Here is a 12,121-nt window from a genome sequence, read left to right as displayed (position 1 = left end):
CAAAGGGAGCTCAAGCCCATAAGGAGGGCCTACGAGGCATGGGTCGAGGCCGGACTTCCGCTCGATTGGGACAGGCAGGCCTTCGAGGCCGAGCGCAAAATGGATTCTAAAAAACACCTTGCCAAATAGGAGCGTCAGGACGCAAGAAGCCCTCGCCGCACGAAGTGCGCAGCGAGGGCTTCTTGCATGTCCGAGGACGCGCCGGGAGGGAACTTACTCTCCGCCCGGGCAGGTAAGACGAATTACGCGACGGTGTAAACCCAGTTGTGCTTATCCTCAACAGCACCAGACTGGATGCCCGTCAGGGTCTCGCGGAGCTTCTTCATCACAGGACCGATCTCGGTGTAGCCGGCCGGGAAGGTCACAGTCTCGTCGGCACCGTAGACCTTGTTGTCGATCTCGCCCACCGGGGAGATAACGGCAGCGGTGCCGCACAGACCGCACTCGACAAAGGTACCGGCCTTGACCTCGGCCCACTCGACGGGACGCTGGTCAACGGTCATGCCCAGGTCCTGAGCAACCTGAACGAGCGAACGGCGGGTGATGGAAGGCAGAATGGAGTCGGTGTGGGACTGCGGAACGACGAGGGTGCCGTCCTCCTTCACGAACAGGACGTTAGCGCCACCGGTCTCCTCGACATAGGTGCGGGACTCGGAATCGAGATACAGGTTCTCGGCATAGCCCTCGCGGTGAGCCTCCATCGTGGGCTTGAGGGACATGGCGTAGTTCAGGCCGGCCTTGATGTTGCCGGTGCCATGCGGTGCTGCACGGTCATACTCGGAAACGCGCAGCTTGACGGGCTTGAGGCCACCCTTAAAGTACGGACCGACCGGGGTCACGAGAATGCGGAACGTGTACTCAGGAGCGGGAGCCACGCCGATCACGTCACCGGAGCCGATCATAAACGGACGCACGTACAGGGTCGCGCCGGAACCGAAGGGCGGAACCCAGGCGGCGTTGGCAGAAACGACCTGCTTGACGGCCTCAACGAACTTGTCCTTGGGAAACGGGGGCATCTCGAGGCGCTGGGCAGAGTTATACATACGCTCAGCGTTCATGTCGGGACGGAAGCAGACGATGCTGCCGTCCTCGGCGGTGTAGGCCTTCAGGCCCTCAAAGACCTCCTGGCAGTAATGGAAGATACCGCCGCACTCGGAGACATGCAGGGTGTGGTCGGTGGTCAGGCCGCCCTCGTCCCACTCGCCATCCTTCCAATGAGCCTCGTAGCTGTAATCGGTCTTCATGTAGCCAAAGCCGAGGCTACCCCAATCGATATCCTTCTTCTCGACAGTCATATGTCGCTCCTTACATACACAGTTGCATACTCGCGAACCCGCACGCAAGGACCGAGGCCGACCGCGTCGCAACGTCGCACGCCCGGAGCGTAGAGCCGGACGGGACACGCGAGCAGCATCAAAGCCGATGGCACGTCGATTCGCATGCACGAGATTGTACTCCCCGCACGCGTCTGATAAAACGCTTTTCTTTAACTAAGTAAAGTATTTTCATTTGACCGAAGCAAAAAGGCCCGCCACCGTAAGCGGTGACGGGCCTCAACTGTACGGTCTGCGCGCTGGCTCGAGCTAGGCGTTCTATTTACCCAGCTTGGCCTTAACTAGACCGACCACGGTCGGGATGATCGACACGGCAACGATGCCGATAATCAGCAGCTCAAAGTGCTCCTGCACAAAGGGAATGCCGCCAAAGAAGTAGCCCAGCAGCGTAAAGACCGTCGACCAGGTAATGCCGCCCAGCACGTTAAAGACGACAAAGTTGCGCCAGTGCATGCCGCCCATGCCGGCGATAAAAGGCACAAAGGTGCGGATGAACGGGAAGAAGCGACCGAGGAAGATGGCCAGATGGCCCCACTTATCCAGGAAATCCTCGGACTTTTTGATGCGCTCGGGCGTCATGGCCTTTACCTTGCCCGAGGCGATGATCTTGCGGCCAAAGAAGTGGCCGATCATAAAGTTGCACTGATCGCCCAGGATGGCTGCGGCCCATGCGGTGGCCAGAAGCGCCACGATGTTAAAGCCGCCGTTGTGGGCAAAGAAGCCCGAGGCAAACAGCAGCGAGTCGCCGGGAAGGAACGGGAAGAACACCACGCCCGTCTCGATAAAGATGATTAGGAACACGCAGCCGTAGGCCATAAGCGGGCCGGCGGCGATCCAGCTGGCGATCGCGGTGCGCGGGTCCTTAAGCAGCTCGGCGATAAAATTGATGAAACCCATGAAGTAAAACCTCTCAGTTGTGGGCGCGGACACGTCCAAGTTGACCAGTATACGGTTGCGGCGCGAGCACGGGCCAAACCCCTCAAAAGTCTTACTTCATTACCAGCAAGTTTGCATAACTGACACTTGTCGCCCAAAGCGAAGCAAGATCGCCCTTCCTAATCCCTAGCGAATCGCTATACTTTATTGAATCGCATTGTCACGGCGCTAAGGGAGGGCGGCCGGTGAGCTTTATCAATACCATTCGCGAGGACATCAAGACCGTCCAGGCGCAGGACCCTGCCGCGCAAAACGGCCTGGTCATCTTCCTTTCCTATCCTGGCCTGCACGCCAAGTGGAACCACGTGCCCGAGCACTGGCTGTGGGAGCACGGTCATCGCTCACTCGCCCGTGTGCTCTCGCAGTTAACCCGCCATATCACTGGTGTTGAGATTCATCCCGCCGCGCAGATCGGCAAGCACTTCTTTATCGACCACGCCATGGGCGTCGTTATTGGCGAGACTGCCATCGTGGGCGACAACTGTGTGCTCTACCAGGGCGTCACGCTCGGCGGCACCGGCAACGAGACCGGCAAGCGTCACCCCACCCTGGGCAACAATGTCACGGTGGGCACGGGCGCCAAGGTGCTTGGCAACATCCACATTGGCAACAACGTCAAAATCGGCGGCAACTCGGTCGTCGTCAAGGACGTGCCCGACAACTGCACCGTCGTGGGCGTGCCCGGGCGCATCATCAAGCGCAACGGCTGCCGCGTGTTCGAGGAGAGCTTCGACGCCAAGCAGCATCGCGAGTACATGCCCGACGATGCCGCCGAGCAGAGCGCCCTCAACCGTCAGGGCATCACCGAAAACGCCCGCCGCGTCAAGGAACTCGAGCAAGAGTTGGCCGAGCTCAAAGCCCTCGTCGCCAAGCTCGTGGACGAACGCTAGGAACGCAAGCGGCACAAAACGACATCGGCACCGATGCAAAAGGCGCGCCAGGGGATCAATCCCCGGCGCGCCTTTTTTCGATGTGACATGTGGGACTGTCCCTTTGTCACATTAGGCGAACTGGCTCAAGTAGAGGTCGGCATAGGCACCCTCGGCAGCGAGCAGCTCCTTATGCGTGCCTTGCTCGATAATGTTGCCGTGATCCATGACCAAGATCAGGTCGGCATCCACGATCGTCGACAGGCGATGCGCGATCACAAAGCTCGTGCGCCCGCGCATGAGCGCGTCCATGGCACGGCCGATGGCGAGCTCGGTGCGCGTGTCCACGCTCGACGTCGCCTCGTCCAGGATGAGGATCACCGGGTTGTTGAGCAGCACGCGCGCGATGGTCAGCAGCTGACGTTGGCCCTGGCTGATGCTCTCGGCATCGTTAGCCACACGCGTGTCGTAGCCCTGCGGCATAGTGCGCACAAAGAAGTCGACCTGAGCGGCACGTGCGGCCGCGACAATCTCCTCGCGCGTTGCCTCGGGACAGCCATAGGCGATGTTCTCGGCAATGGTGCCATCGAACAGCCAGGCGTCCTGCAACACCATGCCAAACTGCTGGCGCAGCTCGCCGCGATCCATGCGGCTCGTGTCCACGCCGTCGAGGGTAATGCGACCACCGTCGATCTCGTAGAAGCGCATGAGCAGATTGATGAGCGTGGTCTTACCCGCACCCGTGGTTCCCACCACCGCGATCTTCTGACCCGGCTCGGCGGCAAACGACACGTCGCGCATAAGCGGCTTGTCGGGCGAATAGCCAAAGCGCACATGCTCAAAAGCGACACGGCCCTCCACCTTGCCTGGCAGCTTGGCGGCGGCCGCTGGCAACGGATCGGCTTCCATCTCGGGCTCGTCGAGCAGGTCGAACACGCGCTCGGCGCTCGCCAGCGCGCTCTGTAGCGAGTTAAAGGTAAACGACAGCTGCGTCATGGGCTCGGACGCCTCATAGATAAACTGGAAGAACGCCTGGAACACGCCGACGGTCATATGCCCGGCAACCAACATGCTGCAGCCCACAAGCGCAATCACGATCTGCGCCAAGCGGCCGATAAAGCGCACCGCGGGACCGACGGCGTTAATCATAAAGTCGGCCTTGGCGCTCACGCGCGCCAGCTCCTTCGAAGCCTCGTGCACCTCGGCAGAGCTCTGGCGCTCGCGGTTAAACGCACGGATTACCAGACGGCCCGAGTAGCCTTCCTCGACCGCGCTCGTAATCTTGGACACCCACTCCTGGCGCTCGCCCGTCACATCGTGCGTGCGGCGCGAAACGACCTTCGTCACCAGCAGCGAAAGCGCCGTAAAGAACAAAAAGACAAGCGTGAGCGGCACGCTAAACACGAACATCACGCTCACGGCGCCCACCACGGTACCGATCGACACCAGAAGCTGCAGCAAGCCGCGCTGCATGCTCTCGGACATCTTGTCCAAGTCGTTGGTCGCACGGCTGACGACCTCGCCGGGACGATGCGCATCAAAGTAGGCAAGCGGCAGACGGTTGAGCTTTTGCGCGATGCGGTTGCGTAGGCGCAGGTTGAGGCGCTCGGCAACGCTCGACATCAAAAAGCTCTGGAGTGCGTAGAACGAGGCGGCGGCAGTCCAGATCATAAAGTAGATGAAGATGGTCCTGCCGCAGTTCTCCCAGGTAATGCTGAAGGTAGTGTTGTTGGCAAACGCCAGCTTCATGTGCCCCCACAGCTCATCGATCACGCGGGCGCTGTAAGCCGGCGCCGCGGTGTTAAAGATGACATAGAACACGATGCTCGCGAACACGATATAGAAGCGCCAATGGTCGCCGGCGGCTTCGCTCCACAGGCGGCGCACCGTCGCCCAGGTGTCGCGGGGCGTCTCGTCCTCGTCCTCGTCGTCAACGTCGCGCATGCGTTCCGCCTCGGCGCGGGCGCGCTCGTCCTCGGCGCGCTCGTTTTCCTCGTAGAGTGCCTGGCGGCGAGCCTCGCGCTCCGCCGCCTTGGCGGCTTCGTCCAGGCCGGGTGTGGCGCCCGTCTCCTCAACTGTCTCTGCAACCGCGGCATCCTCGGCGATGGCCTGCTTCTTGAGCTCCTCGGTCATGCTACTCACCTCCCTTCATCTGCGATTCCGCGATAGCGCGGTACACCTCGCAGGTTTCCATGAGCTCGTCGTGCGTGCCTAGGCCCACGATCTCGCCGTCTTTGAGCACCACGATCTGATCGGCATGCAAAATAGTCGAGATACGTTGCGCGATGATGAGCACCGCGGCATCGCGCGTCTCGTCCTGCAGCGCATGGCGCAGGGCGGCATCGGTCTTAAAGTCCAGGGCCGAAAAACTGTCATCGAAGATATATAGATCGGCATGCTTCATGAGTGCGCGGGCGATCGCCAGGCGCTGGCGCTGACCGCCCGAGAAGTTCGTGCCGCCCTGGGATACCGGAGTATCGAGCCCCTGGGGCTGATCGAGCACAAAGGTGCTCTGGGCAACCTCCAGCGCATGGAGCATGTCGGCATCAGTCGCGCCCTCGTTGCCAAAGCGCAGGTTGCTCGCCACCGTGCCCGAGAACAGCCACGCCTTCTGCGGCACGTAAGCGATATGCCCGCGAGTCTCACCTTGCGAAAGGTCGCGCAGGTCAACGCCGTTCAGGCGAATGGCGCCCTTGGTGGCATCGTGGAAGCGAAGCAAAAGCTTGGCCACCGTTGACTTGCCCGAGCCCGTTGAGCCCACGATCGCGGTCGTCTGTCCGCGGCGGCAGGCAAAACTCAGGTCGCACAGGGTGTCCTCGTCGGCATCGTCAAAACGGAACGACATATGGTCGAACACGGCAACCGCGTCGGCACCATCTGCGGACTCAGGCGCCCCGTCGCCCAGCGTTGCCTTGCCGTCCACGATGCTCGGCTCGATTTCGAGCACCTGTTGCGCGCGGTTGAGGCACGCCGCAGCGCGCGGAAGCGTCAGAATCACCATCTGCGCCATCATCACAAAGAACAGGATCAAGATCGCGTATTCCAACACGGCCGAGATGCTGCCGATTTGCATGGCGTGGACGCCCGCGCGGTTGCCGCCCACCCACAGCACCGCCACCTCGGCGATATTCATCAAAAAGAAGCTGGAACTGTCGAGACCCACAAACAGGTGGTTGACCTTGATGGCGTTGGCCGCGTAATCGCTAAACACCTCGTCCAGGCGCTGCTCCTCGTGGCGCTCCTTGTTAAATGCGCGGATGACGCGCACGCCCACGATGTTCTCGCGCAGCACCACGTTCATGCGGTCGATAAAGCTCTGCAGGCGCATAAAGATCGGCGCGGCGTTAGCCACCGTAAAGACCGCCGCCACCAGCACGATCGCAACGACCACACCCAGCAGCGTGCCCATGGCGGGATCGATGAACCAAGCAAAAATGATGCCTGCCACGGCCAAGAACGGCACCGGCAGCACCAACTGAATCGTCTGAAGGACAGCTTGCTGAATCACGTTGATGTCGTTGAGCGAGCGTGTGATCATCGAACCCGTGCCAAAGCGCTCAAAGTCGCTAGCCGCGAGTTCGAGCGACTTGTCGTACACGGCATTGCGGATATCGCAGGCCACGTTGGCGGCCAGGCGCGCCGAAAGATAGCAGCCCAGCACCGTGCCGCCGCTGGCCATGCCGGTCGCGATAAGCATGTACAGGCCGTTGCGTAAAATATAGTCGATATCGCCCGTGGTAATACCGGTGTTGACCATGTTCGCCAGCATCGTGGGAACCAACAGCGTACCGACGTTATCTATCAGCACCGCAAACAGCGTCACCGCAATCAGCCCGCGATACGGCCTCATAAACCTCATTAAGAGTCGCATGTCTCCCCTTCGCTCTTATCGTCAGCCTCGTTCTCAGCGGCCACTTGCCGTTTAAATGCCTCGCACTCTTCGTTAAGAACATGGGAGAACTTACCGACCAAGCGCATGATCTCGCGCTGTTCCCACGGCTCGAGCGCCTCGAATGCCTGTTGCTCGGCTTTTTGCGCTGGCAACGCGTAGCGCTTGGCAAACCGCACGCCTTCTTCGGTCAGTCGCACAACCTTGTTCTTACGACTACCTTCGGCAAACTCCAACGTCGCAAGCCCTCGCGCCCTAAGCGTCTTGATCGCCGAATTGATGGTCTGTTTGCTGTAGAACCATTCACTCGTCAGCCGACTCACGGCAACGCTTCCGCCCGCCGCACTCGTGTCGACGAGCATCCAGTAGGCGCAGTCCGAAAGACCGCAGGCGCGCGCGAACTCCGAATAGATACGGTCAAGCCCGTTGAGCATCCGGTCGAAATCGACCGGGCTAACTGCACTATTCATCTCTCCCACCATTCGATAGTCCGAGTTTTGACCAATTAATATCTCTACATTAGTCCGAGTTTTGACTATCGTCAACAAGCTCGTTGTTTATGGTCGGCTCTACATAAGCATATCGACAAAAAAGACCGCCGGCGCGGGGGCGGCGCCGGCGGTTGCGAGAGAATATCGAGTGTTGGCTGTTAAGCAGCGACGGCCTCATAGACCGTAGCACCCGAGAAGCTGTCATGCAGGCTCTTGCCGGCAATCCACGGCAGCTCGACGACCTCGCAGACCGTGTTGACCAGCTCGGAGCAGTCAGTAAAGTGGCCCTTGTCGTTGAGGGCCTCGCAATCCTGAACACGCCAATAGCCATCGGTGTGCGTGATGTAGTACTCGTGATCGTTGATCGACACGAAAGCGCGCGTCTTGGAACGCAGCAGCTTCAGAAATCCTTCGAAATCGGTCTCGACGACATCTCCAGCCTGGAACATGATGTTACCTCCTGGCCCGGCGCCACCACGGCGCATTGATAAACGTTGGTACTCCTTTAGTAAAACCTTTATCAAAGGTTATGCGTTCGTCATTTAGGCAAGTGGTAAAAAACCGCAGGGTAGACGGGATAAAACGTTTAACCATCCCATTTGTTTGTCACATTCTGAAGGTACTTTTATGCAAACCTACTTTCCCAATTGGAATCTATCCTTTTGGCCGGGCAATTGACCGTCTATCGTTTAAGCCCGACGGGTATGAACGGGGCATCTGCAACGCCACCGCAAGGAGACACCATGGAGACTATCGAAGCACTCATTCACCGCCGCAGCTGCCGCAACTACAGCGATCGTCCCGTCGAGGCTGAAAAGCTTGCACGTATTATCGAAGCCGGCCAATATGCACCGAGCGGCATGGGCCGCCAGCCGGTGACGTTTGTCGCCGTCACCGACCCCGCGACCGTCGAGCATCTCTCACAGCTCAACGCCCAGGTCATGGACAGCAACAGCGACCCCTTCTATGGCGCCAAGACCGTTGTGGTGGTGCTGGTTGACCGCAGCGTGCCCACACATCTGGAAGACGGCTCGCTCGCCATGGGCAACTTGCTCAACGCCGCCTATGCACTGGGTGTCGATTCGTGCTGGATTCACCGCGCGCATGAGGTCTTTGACTCGCCCGAGGGCCTGGAGCTGCTGGCCAGCTGGGGCCTGCCCGCCGACGGCAGCCTGCGCGGCGTCGGTAACTGCATTCTTGGCTACGCCGAGGACACGCTACCCGAGGCAAAGCCGCGCCGCAACAACGTGGTGTACGTGAAATAGTACAGGAACGTCAGCAGGGGTAGCTAATTTGGGACGGGGCTATTTTAGCTACCCCACTCGCAACTTATATTGACGTCGCCGTTTTCGTCGTTTCGTTCGTCTGGGCCGTTTCGACGTCGTCGCCTTGCTTGTCTTCGTCCTTTTGCGCATCGGCGATGGTGGAGGCCGCCGCGACGATACCGCGCTGGGGCGCAACGCCCGTCTGGGTCTGTGCGCCCTCGACAACTTCTGTGCCTGCATGCGCGAGCTCGGGCGATTTAAACATTGCGTCCAAGTTGGCGCCACCGCCGGCATATCCGAGCGCAGCGAGCGCGATGACGATCACTGCAACGGCGGCCACAATCGGCACGTAGCGATGCCAGCCGGCGGGATTGAGCCCGCTGCGGCGAGCCGCCCCGCGGCTGATGTAGCCGAGCGTTCCGTCGTGCTTGAGCTTTGATCCCACCACGCGTTTGCGGCCCAACAGCGAGGACTCTGCCTGCATTGCCAAGCGGGCGCTTGCCGAAGGATAGCCGTATTTAGTGCGCTTGAACGAGCCATCAAACCCCGAGGCGTGTTTGCCCCACGTCACCGATGTTGTGCGTCGGTTGACCGGCGCGGCACTCCGCCTTCTGCGGCTCGGTTTTGAAGTCTCAGCCATATGCCCTCGCACGCCGTAACCAAATCGAAACAATAACGCTTTGGACTGTAGCACACGCGTCGCGCGCGGTCACGGGCGCCTCGCTCAACGGTCATCGTCCTTCAGCAAGCGCCACAGCGTTGTACGGCTTATGCCCAGCACCTCCGCCGCACGGGTTCGGTTGCCGTGGAGATGATCTACAACCAGATGCGCGATATCTCGCTCGGTATCGGCCAGCGGTCGCAGGATATACAGGTCACTTTCGAGCGTCGGGGCGCCAAAGGTTGCGGTCTTAATCACGTCCTCTTGGGCGAGCACTTCCTCCGCCACAGCGCGGTCCACCGTGCCCGCCCCCACCAATATATACAGTCGTTCCGAGACCTCGCGGAGCTGCAGATAATTGCGCGGCCAGCGGTAAGCATCGAGCGTCTTCGTCGCCGCGGCAGACAGCGTGGGCGCTGCCGTCCCAAATGCATCAGCGAGATATTCCAAATAGCGCGCAGCCTTCGTCGACGCGGCTCCCTGCTCGGCGATTGCCGGCGCCACGCTCACCGCACAGGCGAGGCGCTCGGTCACAAAGGCGGCTTGATCACTTTCGCCGCCGCCCGGCATGTCATTCGCTGTCAGCACCACATGGCAGCGCGTCGCCAACGCGGTGTCGGTCATCGTGGAGACCAGCTCGCGGAGGCGCTGGGGGCCAACCGCATTCCAGCCCTCAATGCAAAGGGTCAGCCCCGTTTGGAACAGCGGCGATTCGGCGCTTTTGAGCACATGGCGCCAACCGCGCTCGGTGAGCTCATCGAGCGCAACGGAAACAAAGGGCTGACCGGCAAAAGGACCGTCCAGATAGAGGCGCTTGGCGATCTCGACCTGGCCCGCTCCCAGCTCACCCTCGAGCATAAGGGGCACACCGCGTGCGTAGCTCTCGGCGACCGGCGCAGCCACCGAGGTCGCCCCCTCAACGATGCCATACGCACTCGATTCGTAGCGGGCCTCAACCTCGTCGGCGTTGAGCCACTCGATACCCGCATGCGCCGCGGCGCCGCGCACCTTGCGGACCACGACGACCCAAAGGCCCCCGCCCTCTTTGTCGGTGGGGCGAACGGTCAGGCTCAGGCGCGCACCCGCACGCCCCATAACCAGACGCGCACCGTCTCCTATACGGTCGAGGCGCTCAGCGACAAAAACCGCCACATCCCGCTCAAGCGCCGCGTCATTCATGGTCGAGATCGCGACGTCCCCACGCGCATCGATTGCCAATGCCGAGGCCCCGGCAGCAGCCAGGGCCTCGGTCAAGATGTTCAGCTTGGCATCGCTATCCATGATTTGCCCCTGTCCGCAGCGACGTGCAACCGCCGACGGTCACACGACCGAGTGTTTCAAAATTGAACGATATTGCTCACCAAACACTATAGGGCAGAAAGCGCCGTCCTGCGAGTATAGGTGTTGCCCCGCATCGCCATCCTGGCGGGGCGATAAGAGCTCTTCGGGACTTATAAACCTGCGGACAAGCCATACCCGCAAGAGCTCCTATCGCTCCACCGTGAGAATGCGCTCACCAGCACGCAGCACGCAAATAAGCTACTTCTCTACCAGATTCCCAGCACGTGCTGCATTCCCAAACTCATGCACGCAATGCCAATCCAGCAGCAAAAGCCCAGCGCGATGGGCTTGCCGCCCTTTTTGACCAGCTCGACGATATCGGTATTAAAACCAATAGCCGCCATGGCCATCACAATAAAGAACTTCGACAACTCCTTGATGGGCGCCGTAATGGATGCAGGAAGCTGAAGCACCGTAGTGATCACGCTCGCCAGCACAAAGAACAGCACAAACATGGGAAACGCGCGTTTAAGGGAGAACGTGTTTTTGGCGTCACCGCCGGCCTTGCGCGCCAGATGCATCTGCCAGCATGCGAGGACCAACGTGATGGGAATAATGGCCAGCGTCCTGGTGAGCTTGACCACCGTGGCGCTCTCGAGCACATTGGCGCCGGGATGCATGCTGTCCCAGGCGCTCGCCGCAGCCGTTACGGACGAGGTGTCGTTGATGGCGGTGCCGGCAAACAGGCCAAAACCCTCGTTGGTCAGCCCGAGCATGCCGCCGAGCGTCGGAAACACGAGCGCCGCGATAACGTTAAACAGGAAGATGACCGAAATGGCCTGGGCAATCTCGCGATCGTCGGCGTCGATGACGGGTGCGGTCGCGGCGATAGCAGAACCGCCGCAAATCGACGAACCCACACCCACAAGCGTCGCGATCTTACCCGGCACGTTCATAACGCGGCAGAGCACAAAGGCGATGACAAGCGAGGTCGAGATTGTCGCCACGATAATCGGTAGCGACTGGGCGCCCTTGGACAGAATCTGGGAGAGGTTCATGCCAAAGCCAAGCAGGATAACCGCGTACTGCAAGACTTTTTTGGACGTATAGGTGACGCCGGCGGCGAGCTGTTCGTGACGATTCTTGGGAAAGACGAGCGCCAAGACCATGCCAAAGAGGATGGCAAATACCGGACCGCCGACCACCTCAATTTGTTTGCCGAGCAACGTCGCGGGAATGGCGATGATCAGGCAGAACAAAACGCCTTTCCAGCGCTCGCGTACGATATTTGCCAGTTGCATATGGGATTCCTTCTTTCTATTTCACGTTTTCGACGGCTTATGATACGGCAACATTGAGCGCAGCCTTGCGCAAACACAGACTAAGATGCCGCAA

At 60.2% G+C, this 12,121-nt stretch carries 11 protein-coding genes; 2 read left to right on the top strand and 9 right to left on the bottom strand.

Annotation, left to right across the window (positions count from 1 at the left end):
* Nucleotides 1-242: 242 nt before the first annotated feature.
* Both I4W09_RS07400 and I4W09_RS07395 read right to left on the bottom strand, forming a co-directional pair.
* Nucleotides 243-1,295 (bottom strand): branched-chain amino acid aminotransferase, encoded by a 1,053-nt coding sequence (locus I4W09_RS07400; protein WP_035138743.1) that lies wholly within the window; start codon nt 1,293-1,295, stop codon nt 243-245.
* A 297-nt stretch (nt 1,296-1,592) separates the two neighbouring features.
* Nucleotides 1,593-2,231 (bottom strand): DedA family protein, encoded by a 639-nt coding sequence (locus I4W09_RS07395; protein ID WP_138113555.1) that lies wholly within the window; start codon nt 2,229-2,231, stop codon nt 1,593-1,595.
* Between the two features lie 224 nt (nt 2,232-2,455).
* Between I4W09_RS07395 and cysE the strand changes: the two genes are divergently transcribed.
* Nucleotides 2,456-3,160, top strand: a complete 705-nt coding sequence (gene cysE, locus I4W09_RS07390; protein ID WP_196033298.1) for a serine O-acetyltransferase — start codon at nt 2,456-2,458, stop codon at nt 3,158-3,160.
* A 111-nt stretch (nt 3,161-3,271) separates the two neighbouring features.
* Here the strand turns inward: cysE and I4W09_RS07385 are convergent, their stop codons facing one another.
* From I4W09_RS07385 to I4W09_RS07370, 4 genes are all read right to left on the bottom strand, one after another.
* A complete protein-coding gene (locus tag I4W09_RS07385; RefSeq protein ID WP_230318727.1) occupies nt 3,272-5,272 on the bottom strand; it encodes an ABC transporter ATP-binding protein in 2,001 nt (666 codons plus the stop codon).
* 1 nt (nt 5,273) lies between these two features.
* Complete coding sequence (locus tag I4W09_RS07380; RefSeq protein ID WP_230318726.1) at nt 5,274-6,998, bottom strand: ABC transporter ATP-binding protein; 1,725 nt, start codon at nt 6,996-6,998, stop codon at nt 5,274-5,276.
* Entirely contained in the window at nt 6,998-7,498 is a 501-nt protein-coding gene (locus I4W09_RS07375; protein ID WP_196033292.1) for a MarR family winged helix-turn-helix transcriptional regulator, read from the bottom strand. Before I4W09_RS07375 ends, I4W09_RS07380 begins: the two co-directional genes overlap by 1 nt.
* A gap of 179 nt (nt 7,499-7,677) precedes the next feature.
* The gene (locus I4W09_RS07370) at nt 7,678-7,968 is read right to left on the bottom strand and encodes a hypothetical protein (protein ID WP_006235631.1); all 291 of its coding nucleotides are present in this window, start codon (nt 7,966-7,968) and stop codon (nt 7,678-7,680) included.
* 294 nt (nt 7,969-8,262) lie between these two features.
* Between I4W09_RS07370 and I4W09_RS07365 the strand changes: the two genes are divergently transcribed.
* Nucleotides 8,263-8,784 (top strand): nitroreductase family protein, encoded by a 522-nt coding sequence (locus tag I4W09_RS07365; protein ID WP_196033289.1) that lies wholly within the window; start codon nt 8,263-8,265, stop codon nt 8,782-8,784.
* Nucleotides 8,785-8,848: 64 nt separating this feature from the next.
* On the opposite strand, the gene I4W09_RS07360 is transcribed toward I4W09_RS07365, so the two are convergent.
* From I4W09_RS07360 to I4W09_RS07350, 3 genes are all read right to left on the bottom strand, one after another.
* Entirely contained in the window at nt 8,849-9,424 is a 576-nt protein-coding gene (locus I4W09_RS07360) for a hypothetical protein (protein WP_196033286.1), read from the bottom strand.
* A gap of 84 nt (nt 9,425-9,508) precedes the next feature.
* Entirely contained in the window at nt 9,509-10,726 is a 1,218-nt protein-coding gene (locus tag I4W09_RS07355; protein WP_196033283.1) for a helix-turn-helix domain-containing protein, read from the bottom strand.
* A gap of 266 nt (nt 10,727-10,992) precedes the next feature.
* Nucleotides 10,993-12,027, bottom strand: coding sequence for a YeiH family protein (locus I4W09_RS07350; protein WP_196033280.1), 1,035 nt, complete (start codon nt 12,025-12,027; stop codon nt 10,993-10,995).
* Nucleotides 12,028-12,121: the final 94 nt, after the last annotated feature.

It is taken from the genome of Collinsella aerofaciens (genome assembly GCF_015670795.1).
GTDB classification, from domain to species: Bacteria; Actinomycetota; Coriobacteriia; order Coriobacteriales; family Coriobacteriaceae; genus Collinsella; species Collinsella aerofaciens_Q.
The sequence above is the reverse complement of the archived record's forward strand: the minus strand, read 5'-3'. Positions and strand labels throughout refer to the sequence as shown.